The sequence below is a fragment of the Chitinophaga caseinilytica genome, from assembly GCF_038396765.1.
In the GTDB taxonomy this organism is placed as follows: domain Bacteria; phylum Bacteroidota; class Bacteroidia; order Chitinophagales; family Chitinophagaceae; genus Chitinophaga; species Chitinophaga caseinilytica.
Genome location: NZ_CP150096.1, coordinates 4257732 through 4272873 on the forward strand (window position 1 = coordinate 4257732; position 15142 = coordinate 4272873).

The 15142-nt window shown below is 58.5% G+C and carries 5 protein-coding genes; 3 read left to right on the forward strand and 2 right to left on the reverse strand.

Features of this window, described 5'->3' with window-relative positions:
• The first annotated feature begins 34 nt into the window (after positions 1-34).
• Positions 35-12553: a gliding motility-associated C-terminal domain-containing protein gene (locus WJU22_RS17495; RefSeq protein WP_341839460.1), complete on the forward strand. Its 12519-nt coding sequence runs from the start codon at positions 35-37 to the stop codon at positions 12551-12553.
• A 141-nt stretch (positions 12554-12694) separates the two neighbouring features.
• Entirely contained in the window at positions 12695-12901 is a 207-nt protein-coding gene (locus WJU22_RS17500) for a hypothetical protein (RefSeq protein ID WP_341839461.1), read from the forward strand.
• Between the two features lie 129 nt (positions 12902-13030).
• On the opposite strand, the gene WJU22_RS17505 is transcribed toward WJU22_RS17500, so the two are convergent.
• The gene (locus WJU22_RS17505) at positions 13031-13267 is read right to left on the reverse strand and encodes a hypothetical protein (RefSeq protein ID WP_341839462.1); all 237 of its coding nucleotides are present in this window, start codon (positions 13265-13267) and stop codon (positions 13031-13033) included.
• Positions 13268-13427: 160 nt separating this feature from the next.
• Between WJU22_RS17505 and WJU22_RS17510 the strand changes: the two genes are divergently transcribed.
• Positions 13428-13655, forward strand: a complete 228-nt coding sequence (locus tag WJU22_RS17510; RefSeq protein WP_341839463.1) for a helix-turn-helix domain-containing protein — start codon at positions 13428-13430, stop codon at positions 13653-13655.
• Between the two features lie 294 nt (positions 13656-13949).
• Here WJU22_RS17510 and WJU22_RS17515 read toward each other — a convergent pair whose 3' ends face one another.
• A complete protein-coding gene (locus tag WJU22_RS17515; protein WP_341839464.1) occupies positions 13950-15140 on the reverse strand; it encodes a M20 family metallopeptidase in 1191 nt (396 codons plus the stop codon).
• Between the last annotated feature and the right edge of the window lie 2 nt (positions 15141-15142).

Genomic DNA, 15142 nt, shown 5'->3' on the forward strand with positions numbered 1-15142 from the left:
GGTTAAAGCAAACGAATCCAATCCTGTTAGTCGTATGGCGAGAATGTTACGTATCCTGAAACTTAGTGTTCCCTCCCGCGCCAAGTTGCCGGGTTTCTTGTCCGCCGCCCTCCGGACCTTGCTGCCTGCCGCGGTATTGCTGGCTTTGTCCGGCATGGTGCGGGGACAGTCGTGTACCGGCTCCCTGGGCGACCCGGTTTTCCTGGAAACCTTCGGTACGGCGCCTTCCACCGCCCGGCCTTCGCTGGGGCCCGCGCTTCCGGCGGGGATGACCACCTACATCCAGTATTATCCCGGTTTGGGGGGCAGGCCCATGGGGCCGTACCCCGGGCAGTACGTGATCAGTAACACCACAAGGGGGTACAACAACACCTATTTCGTTGACCGGCCAGACCATACCACGGGCGATTTTACCGGCCGCTGTATGGTGGTAGACGCGGAAGCTACGCCGGGCAGATTCTACGAGCGCACGATCACAGGGCTTTGCGCAGGTACCACTTTCGAGTTTTCTGCCTGGATCATGAACATCAACCCCAGCAGGGGCGTAGCTAACCCGAGCCTCCGCTTCGATATCATGGATGCGAACAACCCCAACGGCACCCCGCTCACGCAGGTGTCTACCGGGCAGGTAGCGTACCAGGCGCCCGGGACCTGGGTGCGGCTGGCGGGCCTTTTCCAGATGCCGTCTACCACCAGCTCCATCATCCTCCGTATTTACAGCAACACGCCGAACAGCAATGGGAACGATCTTGCGCTGGACGATATCGCCTTCGCCGCCTGCGGCCCCCCGATCACCTTCAGCCAGGGCGCGGGAACGGTTTGCGCCGGCGGAAATACCAGTGTGAACGTTTCGCTGCCCGCGGGCAGCTATTCGTCGTATTACTTCCAGCTGCAACGCAGACAGTTAGGCACCAGCAACTGGGAAAACATAGGCACCGTCATAAACAACGGCGCCAGCAATCAGCGTTCATTCCCCATTGCCAATGCGCAGGCAGGCTTTGAATACAGGGTGGAAGCCGCTGGCGGACAGGCGGAGATCAATAATGCCAATTGCCGCGTAGTGTCCGACCCGCTGGAAGTGAAAGTGATCGATTACACCGTCGCCATTTCGGGGAATTCCCCGGTTTGTTATAATACCGCCGCTACGCTTACGGCCACCGTTACGCCGAAAGCAGGAACGGGAACCCCAACCACCGGGTTCACCTATGTCTGGGAATCGAGCCCCGCAGGCGCCAATAACTGGTCTGTAATGACCGGCCAAACCGGGCCTACGCTCAATACCGGCGCACTTACCGAGCCCCGCGACTACCGCGTGACCGCTTCGGTTGCCGGGTGCCAGGGCGACGGGGTTTCCAATATTTATACCGTAAATGTGGAGCGGGAGCTCGCAATGACGGTAGGTACCCTCGCAGATATTTGCCAGGGCGTTACTTCCGTTAACCTTCCTTATACGATACTTTCCGGCAACCCGGACCGATATTCCATCACAACTACCAACCTGCCCGGGTTTCAGGCCGTAACGCTGGCCAATCTGCCGGCGTCGCCCATCCCCGTGGCCATTCCCGCCGGAACGGCACCAGGCACTTATAACTTTACGATCCTATTCAATAAATCGGGCGTCAATTGCAATTCGCCCGTTTATCCCTTCTCGCTCACCGTTTCCGCACCCCCTTCGCCGGCTTTGGCCGGGCCTGATCAGGAGCTATGCGCGGTAACGTCTACCCCGATGGCGGCCACTCCGCCCGCGGTAGGACAAGGCACCTGGACGATGGTGAGCGGCCCTACCAACGTTACTTTCAGCGATCCGAACAGCGCCACGGCAACGGTTTCCGGACTGGTGCCGGGGGCTTACGTTTTACGCTGGACGGTCGCCAATGGGGGATGCCCGCCGGTATCCGACGATGTCACGATCGGGATCGAAGCGCAGCCAACGCCTGCGAACGCAGGCCCCGACCAGACGCAGTACAATTCGGGAACATTCGTCAACCAGGCCAATAACCCCACGAACGGAGCAGGAACCTGGACCGTCATCAGCGGCAACGCCAGCCTGGGAGATATCCATGATCCCTTCACCACGGCCCTTCTTACGCCAAACACGAGCGCCACGCTGGTGTGGACGGTCGCCAACAACAATTGCCCGCCGTCTACAGACACGGTGGTCCTGCGGTTTGTGTCGCAGGCAGATATCCAGATCGAAAAAACGGTGGTGGAAAGCGGGCCGTATATCGCCGGGCAGGATTTCTCCTACAGGATCGTGGTGCGCAACGCCGGACCGAGCAACGACCCGGCGGTGTTCATCCGCGACGATCTTCCCGCGGCTTTCATTCCCGCAAACATACATGTGACGGCTACCGGATCGGCCGCGATACTCAATAACCAGTCTACGGGCCGGTCGATCGTCGTGAATGCGGATATTCCCGTAGGTGCGTCTACGATCGAGATTTTGGTGGAAGGGAAGATCGACCCCGGATTTGAAGGAGACCTTACCAATACGGCTACGGCTACTTCGCCCGACATTCCGGACCCGGACGGTGCTTCCAGCACGGTGACGGTGCCGGTGGTGCGGCGGCCATTCTTCGAGGTGCTGAAACGTGCGCCTTCATCGACGGTTGCGGGCGAGGAGATCTCGTTCGGGGTGCGGGTTGGCAATACCGGTTTGGGCAATGCGGAAAATACGGTCTTCACCGATGTGATCTCCACGAAAATGAGTAACGTGCGCTGGTCGGCGGTGGCCACCGGAAAGGTGAGCATCGTTTCGGGCGCCACGGGAACGGGGAGCACGGTGAGCGTTACAGCGAATTATCCTGCCGGCGATACCGGGCATTTATATGTGACGGTTACCGGTACGGTGAATTCGGATGCAACGGGAACGATCGAAAACACGGGAACGGCTACACCTTCCGAGCCAACGGTGGGGCCCTCGCAATCCAATACCACATCCACGCTTATTATCAGCAGCCCGGGATTGCTGATCGACAAGTCTGGCCCCGCAAGCCATACGGCCATAGCGGGCGGCCCCATCAGCTACACGATCGTGGTGGTGAATAATGGCCCGAGCGATGCGGTGAACACCGTCATTACGGATAACGTGCCTCCCGAGATTTCGCAGGTGCAGTGGACGGCCACCGCAGAAGGGGCCGCATCCATTACAGGCAGCAATTCAGGTACGGGCAATGCGGTTAGGTTGACGGGGAATTTCCCGGCCGGCAGCTCCAACCGTATCGTGATCCGTATAAACGGCACCGTGAGTCCCGATTTTGCGGAGACGCTCTCCAACACGGCTACGGCCACACCTTCGGAAGCGGGCGCAGACCCGGTTTCGGACGTCGAATCCACCGTGGTTTCCAAAGATGTGGACCTGACGATCGTGAAAGCCGGGCCGGCATTCGCGGTGGCGGGTGAACAGATCGCTTATACCATCACCGTATCCAATACCGGCATTTCCAATTCTTCCAACTCAGTCATCCACGACCTGCTGCCCGCCGGCCTATCCAATGGCAGCTGGACGGCCACCGTTACACAAGGCACGGCGGTGATCGTTAGCGGCGCCTCCGGATCGGGAAATACCATCGACGTGACGGCCAACATGAACGCAGGCTCCACGATCACGATCATTGTGCATGCCACCATCGTTCCCGGCGCCACCGGCGTTATCCGCAACACATCCACGGTAACGCCTTCCGAGCCGGGCACTTCGCCGGTTACGTCTAACGAAGTGGTGACGGAATTGACTTCCCGCGCAACGCTGACGATCGATAAATCCGGGCCAGACAATGCTTCTGCCGGCGATCAGATCACCTATGTCATTACGGTCGGCAATGCCGGACCGAGCAATGCACGGAATATTACGGTAACAGACGTGGTACCGGCTTCGATTACGCGCGCCACCTGGTTTGCCGTAACGTCGGGCAATGCGATCATCACCAGTTCGCCCACCGGAACGGGTAATAATATTTCATTGACGGCCAACATCGATGCAGGGCAGAGCAACCTGATCCGGATCACCGTCAACGGTACGATCAGTCCCGATTTCGACGGTACCATCATCAACACGGCCATCGTGACGCCGTCGGGCACCTCCAGCACAGGCGATACTTCCACCAAAGTCACGACCGTTCAGCGGACACCCGTGCTCGGGATTATCAAATCCGCGGTAGACACGGTTTTGGCGGGAGACAGCATCATTTACAATATCGAAGTCTTTAATACCAGCAACGCTTCGGCGCAGAATGTAGTGATTACGGACGTAGTGCCCGCATCGATCAGTGGTGTGAGCTGGACGGCCACCCGCAGCGGACTGGCAACGGTTACCAGCGGCGCCACAGGAACAGGGAATAATGTTTCGGTGACGGCCAACATCCCGGCGGGCCGGGTACACCGCATCCTCATCACGGTGAAAGGGAAAACGAATCCCGCAATATCCGGGCAGATCCAGAACATCGCCACGGCAACGCCTTCAGAGCCGGGCGCTTCCGCCGTTTCCGATACGGCAACGGTAGTGGTGCAGCGCATCCCGGAACTGATCATCCAGAAAACCGGGCCGGCTAAATTATCGGCCGGAGAGCAGATCGTTTATACCGTAAGCGTCCGCAACAATTCACCGTCTGACGCACAAAACGTTTCGATCACTGACCTCATTCCCGCACCGGTGACCAATGTTAGCTGGACGGCAGTGGGACAGGGTTCGGCCACGATACTCGGCGGTGCTTCCGGTACGGGGAATACTTTGGCTGTGCAGGCCAACATCCCGGGCGGCAATTCGGCCGGCAACGTGGTGCTGATCACGGTTACCGGCATCGTGGACCCGCTGTTCAGCGGCAGCTTCACCAACACCGCAACGGCAACACCAACAGAGCCGGATGCAAAGCCGGTCACCTCGCAGCAGGTAACCACCACCGTCACCCGCGAAACATCGGTAAGAGTACGGAAGAACGGCCCTGCGACTGCGGCGGCCGGGGAAACGATCAGTTACACATTGATCGTGACCAATGGCGGCCCATCGGCCGTGAAAGAGGTGCAGATCACCGACGCGCTGAATGCCGTTCTGACGAACACGGCCTGGTTCGCCACCGCAACGGGCGGCGCAACCATCACAGCTGGCGCTACGGGAACGGGGAACAGTCTGCTGGTGAAAGGCAGCATCCCCGCGGTACAGGGAATGATCACCATCAACATCACGGGCTCCATTCGCCCGGATGCAACGATCGATACGATCCGCAATTTCGCGGTAGCGGTTTCTGACGAAGCCCCCGGCAAACCGGTGAACTCGGATACCGTAGTGACCGTGCTGAACAAGGTACCGGGCGTGCTCATCAGCAAAACCGGACCTGCCAATATTTTCGCCGGCGGTACCATCGTGTACAGGGTGCGCATCGCCAATACCGGGCCTTCCAATGCACGGGGCACCGTTATCCGGGATACGATCCCGGCAAATATCATCAACCCGACGTGGACCAGCTCCGCCACCGGCAACGCGGCCGTACTGACCGGCGCCACCGGTTCGGGCAATATCCTGGCGGCTACGGGCGACATTGCGGCCGGCTCCGGGAACGAAATCACTTTCACCATCACCGGCCAGGTGGCCGACAATTTCGCGGGCTCCTTTACCAATAGGGCCGTGGCAGACCCGGCTGAGCCCAATACGCCGCCGGTTACATCTTCCGTAACTACCAACGCTACAAAACAGGCGAGGATAAGAATTGAAAAATCGGGCCCGGCGGTGACGGAAGCCGGTACGCCGGGAGAATATATCATCCGCGTTACTAACGACGGCCCCAGCCGCGCAGAAAATGTGACGATCAAAGATGTGCTGCCGCCTCAAATCCTGCAAGCAGTATGGGCTGCAACCGGCAGTGGCGGCGCAACGCTTACCGGGCCGGCATCCGGCAGCGGCGATGTATTGACAACGGCCAACATCCCGCACGATCCTGCCGCCATCATCACCATTGTGGTGAGCGGAGTGCTCGATCCCGCGTTTACCGGGACAACATTTACCAATACCGCCATCGCGCTGAACGATCCGTCTACCACGCCCGTGGGCGGCGATACGGCAACGGTCACAACGCTCGTGAACAGGGTCGCCAATCTCAGGGTGGTGAAGGCCGGACCGGCGAATGCAGCTGCAGGCGAGCCGATAGAATACATCATCCGTGCGTATAACGACGGGCCTACCGAGATTTTCGGCGCCGTGTTCCAGGACATTATCCCGGCCAGCATCCTGAACGTTACCTGGACCGCCACGGCACAGGGCAGCGTAGCCAACCTGACACCAACTTCCGGAAACGCCAATAATATCTCGCTGACGGCCGATATGCCTTCGGACGGGGCCAGCTTTATTGAAGTGATCGTTCGGGGCGTAGTATCTCCGGCCATGGTGAATGGCAGCACGATCTCCAATACCGCTAGCATCAACCTGCCGGCCGGCAGCAATGCCACAGACCCGAATCCGGCAGACAATTCGTCGACCGTGATCACCGTGATCGACAACGATCCCGTGGTGCGCATCGGTAAAACGGGCCCGGCGATCACGAACGTGGGGGATACGATCCGTTACCGCGTGGTGATCTCCAACGGCGGTTCGGGCAATATCACCGGCGCCGTTATCACTGATAATGTTCCCGCTTCCATCCGCGTGTACGATTGGACGGCCGCCGCTACCGGCACCGCAACAGTGACGGGCGCCACATCGGGCGCCACCAATGCAGTTTCCACAACAGGGGATATACCCGTGGGCACGGGCAACACGATCGTGCTGAACATCGCGGGCGTTGTACTGGAAAGCGCGGGGAGCACCATCGTGAACACGGCCAGCGTAACCGCAGGCTCGCACAAGGAAAGCTCCGTAACCACGTCCGTCAACCGTTCCACCGATATTTCCATCCAGAAATCCGGGCCGCAGGCTGTGAACGCAGGTGAGGTGATCAACTATGTGATGGTGATCCGCAATCATGGTAAAGTGGGCAGCAACGATATGCTCATCGAAGACCAGATCCCCGCTGCCATCACTAATGTAACCTGGACGGCCGAAGCCTTCGGCGATGCATCCATCCTGGATTCCGCCAGGATAGACAGCAGCGGCAACCTGATCCGGCTGCCGGCGAAAATCGGCCCGGGCAAGGCGAACAATTTTATCGCCATCGCAGTGCGGGGTATCGTAAACCCCACGGCAGGCGGTACCGCCATCACCAATGTGGCTTCCGTGACACCGAACGACGTTACCGATTACAACCTGCCCAATAACCAGAGCATCGTCCTTACCGGTGTCGGCAAGCTGACGGGCCTGATCGTCCGCAAGACCGGCGCGGCCACCGCGCAGGCAGGCAGTGACATTTCGTACGACATCGTGGTGATCAATAATGGCCCGTCAGACGCTACGGATGTAGACATCAACGACGTCGTTCCGCCGGAAATCACCAATGTGAAATGGGATGTAACCGTTGCAGGAGCCGCCATCATCACCGGGCCGTTCTCCGGCACGGGCAATAACGTGGCAACCTCCGCCAATATACCCGGCGGCACGGGCAACCTCGTGATCATCGGCATCAAAGGCACCATCGATCCCGACTTCGCCGGTACCATCAAGAATGTTGCGGTAGTGTCTGCACCGGGCATTCCGTCCATTTCCGATTCGGCCGTCACTGTTGTCGATAAGCAGGTAGCGCTGAAGGTGCGGAAAGACGGGCCGGCAAGGGTAACCGCCGGAGATGTCATGCAATACGTTATCACCGCCAGCAATGCCGGGCCGGCGAATGCCCGCGGCGCGGTGATCACCGATACGATAGACAGCAGGCTGAACAATGTGGTATGGGTGGCCATGGCGGTGAATGGCGCAACAGTGACTACGGGCGCTACCGGCAGCGGTCCGCAGGTGCGTGTAACGGGCGATATTCCGCCCACGCCCGGCGCAGCCATTACCATCATCGTGAGTGGCGAAGTGGCCGAAGACGCGACGGGTACGCTGGTGAATACCGCAACGCTCGCGGGCAGTGAGCCGGGCGATATTCCGGTGGTTTCCCCGCCGGTGAACACCATCATCGACCGGAAAGCGAATTTATCCATCGTGAAATCCGGGCCGGCTACGCTGCATGCAGGCCAGCTCATCAGTTATACGCTCAACGTTTCGAACGCAGGGCCGAGCAGCAATAAGGGCATCAGCATTACAGACGTAGTGCCGGCCAACATACACGGGACACAGTGGATCGTGGCGCGAGCGGATGCAGGCGTAGTGGTAAATTCCGGACAATCGGGAACAGGCAACAACGTGAATATTTCGGTGGACATGCCGCCGAGAACGTCTTTGCTGGTGTTTGTGGAAGGGAGGGTAGACTCCTCGTTCGCAGGCACGCTCCTGAACACGGCGTACGTCATCCCGTCTGAGCCAGGCAGCAACCCCGACACCTCATCGGCACAAACCCTCATCACGCTGCAGCCCGAAGTGCAAATCACCAAATCCGGGCCTGCCAGCATTGTGGCGGGATCCGATATCACATGGGTGGTGACAGCCACCAATGACGGCCCGAGCCTCGCTAAAGACGCGCATATCATAGACGCCGTACCTGCCGCCGTGACCAATGTAACGTATACGGCCACGGTTACGGGTAATGCGCAGATTACGGGCCCGTCGTCCGGCACCGGCAACCCGATCGATATGACGGTTACCATCCCGCCGGGCGCCGGCCATAGCGTAACGCTTACCATCAACGGCACGCTGCTGCCCGATTACCGCGATTCGCTGTTCAATACGGCCATCATCCGGCCGGTAGAGCCTGGGGCTGTTGCAGACACGGCAACGGTAGGCACCAGGGTGGAAGTGCAGCCGAGGATCGTTGTCGAAAAGAGCGGTCCGGCGAGCATCGTGGCGGGCCAGCCCATCCGGTACATCATCCGCGTCAGCAACCAGGGCCTGAGCAATGCGCTCGGTACTGTAATTACGGACGTGGTGCCGGCGGTTATCACCAATACTTTCTGGACGGCCGTGCCTTATGGCCAGGCCACCGTAGTGAGCGGAAACGGCGCGATTTCGAACAACGTAGCCGTGACCGCCAATATTCCTGCAGGTGTAGCAAACGGCATCATCATCACCGTAGACGGCATCGTTGCACCGAATGCGGTCGCCACGATCGTTAACACCGCTACGGTAACACCGGCAGAACCGGGCGTACCGCCAGCCAATGCAACGGCGTCAACACTGGTAACGTCCGAATCGCATTTGTCGATCACGAAAACCGGCCCGGCGGAAATGAGCCGCGGCGCGCAGGCGACTTATACCATCAGCTTCTCCAACGCCGGCCCCAGCGATGCGAACGGCGTAACGATGATAGACACGATCCCCGATGTGCTCGAAAACGTGCAATGGACGGTGCTTACGAGAAAAGGCGGTGTTGTGACCAGCGGCCAAAGCGGCACCGGGAACGTTGTTTCGGTGACGGCAAATCTCCCGGCCGCGGATACCGCTTCGCTGACCGTGCTCGTAACGGGCACCGTGCGGACCAATGCGCCAGACGGCACCGTACTGAATACGGCGCATCTCACAACACCCGGACAAGGGGAGATTTCTTCGAACACGGTATCGAGCATTATCAAAGCACTCGCCGATGTATCGATCCGCAAAACAAGCCAGCACGAAGCGTATGAAGGCTCAACGATGTGGTTCGACCTCGAAATCGAAAACCACGGCCCATCGCCGGCCAACGGCGCCATCGTTCGCGATACCATCCCGAACAGCCTGGTGAACCCCGTGGTAACGGTGGTTTCCAGCAACGGCGGCGTAGCAGGGATTTCGACGAGCGTGAACGGCAATGCGGTGATGGCAACCATCGGCACGCTGCCGCCTGGCGGCAAAGCCACGCTGCGGATCGTGGCCACGGCCGTAACGCCGGGGACCGTCGTGAATGCCGGGCTCATATTTACACCTGCCGGTGTTCCGGACAGCGACAGTTCCAACAACATCAGTACGGCTACTTCCAACATCGTGGCAAAGAGCAAGCTCGACATCGATAAAACGATCAGTCCGGCTACCGGGCCTTATTACCCGGGAGAAACGCTGACATATACGCTTACGGCGCGAAACGAAAGCAGCCGCGGCGTGAATCCCGTACAGATAACGGATACCCTGCCTGCCGCATCGCTCGTAACCGATCCTGTTTACAGCGCGCCGCCGCAGGGAACTGTTACGTTCAACCCCGCAACCCGCGTGCTGACGTGGGATGCAGGACTGGTGAACCCGTTCTCGGCCGTCAGCTGGAGCTACCAGGTGACGCTGAAAGATACCGGCATGGTACGGAACGCGGCTTCGGTGACGGGCCCGCCTGACGTTTCCACCCCGGATACATCCACCGTTATCATCGATGTGGACCCGCTGGCCGATCTCAGGATCGTGAAAACGGGCCCGGCACAGGTGTACGTGGGCGGCGCGGTCACTTATCAGCTGGAAATCTTCAACGACGGCCCCGCGGCAGCCAACGGCGCCACGGTGAAAGACACGCTGCCGGCGAACCTGAGCCAATTGGCGGTGCGCGTGGTGTCTAGCGCGGGAGGAGCGGGGAATGTGCAGACATCCCTCAATGGACAAATAGCCGGAGCGGTGATCGGGACATTCCCGAATGGAGGTTCCGTTGTCCTGGAAATCACGGCCATCGGGCCGGATCAGCCTGGCACCGCGGTGAACACGGGCTGGGTGGATACGCCGGCCGGCTTGAAGGACAGCGATAGTTCCAACAACCGGAGCACTTCGGTGAACACCTCCATCGTTGAGAAAAACAGACTGGAAATCGCTAAATCGGTGGCGCCACCCAACGGCCCGTATAACCCCGGTCAAACACTGACGTACACCCTGCGCGCCACGAACCACGGTGCGGCAGCGGTGAGCCCGGTGACGGTGGTGGATACGATCCCCGTGACCAGGCTCGTTACCGATCCCGCGTTTGGAACACCGCCACAAGGTACCGCGTCCTTCGACCCGGCCACCCGCTTGCTGACCTGGAATATCGGCACGCTGAACGCCGGACAGACGCTGGACTGGACATATCAACTCACCCTGAAAGATACCGGCACGGTGCGCAATGCTGCGTCCATCACCGGCCCGCCGGATATTTCAACGCCTGATACATCGGTCGTTATCATCGATACTGATCCGATCGCCGATCTGCGGATCGTGAAAACCGGGCTGGCACAGGTATACGTGGGCGGAACGATCACCTATCAACTGGAAATCTTCAACGACGGGCCGTCCGCCGCTGATGGTGCAACCGTGAAAGATACGCTGGCAGCGAACCTCGGCCAATTGGCGATGCGCGTGGTTTCTGCATCCGGTGGCGCGGCGAACGTGCAGACTTCCCTGAATGGACAAATAGCCGGAGCGGTGATCGGGACATTCCCGAACGGAGGTTCCGTTGTCCTGGAAATCACGGCCATCGCGCCGGATCAGCCGGCTACCGCTGCGAACGTGGCCTGGATCAATACGCCGACGGGCATGGAAGACAGCGATAGTTCCAATAACCGGAGCGCAACGGTGAGCACCTCCATCGTTGAAAAGAACAGGCTCGAAGTCGCCAAGTCCGTGAACCCGCCAAGAGGGCCGTATTCCCCCGGTCAAACGCTGACGTACACCCTGCGCGTCACGAACCACGGCGCGGCTGCGGTGAGCCCGGTAATTGTGGTAGACACGATCCCGGCAGCGCGACTGGTTTCCGATCCTGTATTCAGCGCACCGCCGCAAGGCACCGCGTCCTTCGACCCGGTTACCCGCTTGCTGACCTGGAATGCAGGGCAGCTGAACGGCGGACAAACCGTAACATGGACTTATCAACTGACGCTCAAAGACACGGGCACCGTGCGGAATGCGGTATCGATAACCGGCCCGCCGGATATCTCCACACCCGACACGTCCGTAGTGATCGTGGAAACGAAGCAGTATGCGAACCTGAAAGTGCTGAAGAGCGCCGTGGCGCCGCAACCATTGAGCGTGGGAGGCATCATCCAGTTTACCATCACCGCTTCTAACCAGGGCCCGGATGGCGGCACGCAGATCGAGGTGAGGGATACGCTGGCGTCGATGCTCAGCAATCCCATTACACTGACCGCCAGCAAGGGCCAGATCACGTTCCGCGAAAACGGGCGCATCATCGTCTGGACGATCCCCGCCATGGCGAACGGTTCCACCGAAACGGCGACCTTCACCGCGAAGCTCCTGAACGGCGAAGCAGTGGTCAACAGTGTGAGCATCAAAGGGAAGGAAATCGATATCGATCTGAGCGACAACCGCTTTACCATTGCGCCGATCCCTGTTACGGGAGACGATATCTTCATCCCCAACACCATCACGCCGAATGGCGACGGGCGGAACGATCAGTTCAAGATACCGGGCATCCAGCGGTACCCGGGTTCTGTGCTGACGATCTACAACCGTTGGGGCAACCTCATCTATCAGAACAAGAACTACGACAACACCTGGGACGGCGGCGGCCTCAGCCAAGGGGTGTACTATTACATCCTGGAACTGAAGACCCCAACGGGCACACGCCTCCTGAAAGGGTGGATCGAACTGCTGAGATAGTGCTATACTTTTCAACTTCCGGAAAACCCGCGCTTTGCCGCGGGTTTTCCTTATTTTACGGAAAATCCCCTTTTTCAGATGAAACGCCTGTACCTCGTTAGCTGCATGTTCCTGCTCCGCGCGTAATCCTATGCGCAAAAAATGGAGTTCCTCCGCAAATCGGAGACGTTCCAGAAAAGCGGAAAATCCAATGAATTTCATTATTGGTCAGTTGCGGAAGATACGCTGGGCCTCACTTACGTAGGCACGCTGCAAGCGCGCGGCACCGCCATGAACGGCGGGAAAAATCTGTACGAGCTCTGGAGCCGTATTGCGGTGATGGATAACGTCGCTGCCGGTTCCCGGTAGTGGTTTCACGATATGAAGAATTGGGCTCCTTGTGCCAGGGGGCCTTTTTTTACGCCCGTACTTTCCAATGATGGGCGGATGCCCAGCGGATTTCAGGAGGAGCGGGGATAGCTTTGCGGGACGATGGGATTATTTACCGTCGTCGTGCCGGAGCATGATGTCTGCAGGGATTTTGGCGTGGGGGTGATAATGTTGCACCACATACATTTTATCGCCGGCAGGGATCACCTGGCGGGAATGATCGGGTTGGAAAAGATGTACAGGGCCACTTATGCTGATAGACGCATGTGTGATGCCATCTTCTGCAAGACTGTCGATAAATTCTTCAAGGATGATTTTCAATTGCGTGGCCGGGTTATTTTCCATGTGCATGATTTAGGTGAAAGGGGAACGCCAAAAAAATGGCGTGGCATTCAACTGCCGACAAAGCCTGATGGCTTCCTATTTATAGCAATATAAGTGAAAAAATGCACGCAGCCTCACATACGAGGTCAATATATTTTCTGCTTTTCTTCAATTTGGCCGGATGGATGAAATCCGGGACGATAAATTGCTGAAAGCCCTCGGCGCGCGCTTTAAACGGCTGCGCGAAGAAACGGGCATGAGCAACCGCGAGTTCGCGGATCGCGCCGGCATTGGCCATGCACAAATCAACCGGATAGATACAGGGCAAGTCAATGTGTCTATCAGCACCCTCAGCGCCATCGTCAAACAACTTGGCATTTCACTCAGCGAATTGTTCCAGGGCTTGTAGGGTTATCCCCCAACTGTTCTCTCCACTCATTTCTTCCATGCATTAAACCAACAAGTTTGAATTGTTCCCGGAACGGAAATCGTTCTGCTTAAGCAAGTTGATTGTTGGTACAAAAACAAAACCAGTCGCATCTCAAGATGCGGCCGGCTATAGAATTTGACATATTTACCAACAAGTTTGAATTTTTCCGGGAACGGAAATCGTTCTGCATAACCACGTTCATTGTTGGTGCCAAAACAAAACCGGCCGCATCTCAAGACACGGCCGGATATTGAACTTGACAGAACATCAGTTTTACGAAGCACCCAGCGATCGCAGCGCCAGCCAGGCCATCAGCCCGGCGCCGATCTCCAGCGATCGTTCGTCGGCATCGAAAGTAGCGGTGTGCAGCCCGGAAGTAATACGGCGTTCCTCATTGCCCACGCCCAACCGGTAAAAGCAGGCGTCAGCGACCTGGGAATAAGACGCGAAATCTTCCGCGGCCATCCAGATGGGAAGGTCCACCACATTGTCGGCACCCATATATTCTTCCGTAAGCGCCCGCACTTCGGCCGTCAATGCTTCATGGTTGATCAGAACGGGATAGCCTACACGAATATCCACCTCGCAGCTTCCGCCCATTCCCTCCGCAATGGCATGCGCCAGTTTACGGATCCGGTCGTGCGCATCGAAGCGCCAGGTTTCGTCCAGCGTGCGGAAGGTACCGTCGATGATCACTTTGTCGGGTATGACATTGTGCGCGCCATCGGCGATAACTTTACCGATCGATAAAACCGACGGCATGGTTGGATTGGCATTGCGGCTCACGATTTGCTGAAACGCGATGATCATGTGGCTGGCGATGATCACGGGGTCTACGGTAGTGTGGGGCATGGCGCCATGGCCGCCCTTTCCGTACACTTCGATATAGATCTCATCGGCACTGGCCATATATCGCCCCGCCCGCATCCCGATCTTGCCCACCGGCAGTTCGGGCATAACGTGCTGCCCCAAAATGCGTGCAGGCGCGGGGTTCTGCAACACGCCTTCCTTAATCATCAGGCTCGCCCCGCCGGGAATGCATTCCTCGCCAGGTTGGAAAATGAACTTCACCCGGCCGGAAAATTCATGCCGCAATTGCAGCAGGATTTCCGCAACGCCCAGGAGCGAAGTAGTATGCACATCGTGCCCGCAGGCATGCATGACACCGGGGGATTGCGATTTATAAGGCACGTCGTTCAACTCCGTGATCGGTAACGCATCGATGTCGGCGCGCAGCGCGATCACTGCGTCTGACGGGCCTTTCGTTCCCTCCATGATCGCCACGAGCCCCGTGCCCGCCATCCTTTCGTAGGGGATGCCCAGTGCATCGAGCTTTGCGGCCAGGAATGCGGCGGTTTTCTCTTCCATGAACGATAGTTCCGGGTTGGCATGCAGATGCCGGCGCGTGGCTACGGCGTTGTCCTGCAAACTGCGGGCGATGTCCCGGATCTTTTCCTTCAGCATAT

Bases quoted from the DNA above. Each gene is read 5' to 3' on its own strand.
- WJU22_RS17495 (WP_341839460.1), top strand. From the start codon at position 35: ATGGCGAGAATGTTACGTATCCTGAAACTTAGTGTTCCCTCCCGCGCC.
- WJU22_RS17500 (WP_341839461.1), top strand. From the start codon at position 12,695: ATGGAGTTCCTCCGCAAATCGGAGACGTTCCAGAAAAGCGGAAAATCC.
- WJU22_RS17505 (WP_341839462.1), bottom strand. From the start codon at position 13,267: ATGGAAAATAACCCGGCCACGCAATTGAAAATCATCCTTGAAGAATTT.
- WJU22_RS17510 (WP_341839463.1), top strand. From the start codon at position 13,428: ATGGATGAAATCCGGGACGATAAATTGCTGAAAGCCCTCGGCGCGCGC.
- WJU22_RS17515 (WP_341839464.1), bottom strand. From the start codon at position 15,140: ATGCTGAAGGAAAAGATCCGGGACATCGCCCGCAGTTTGCAGGACAAC.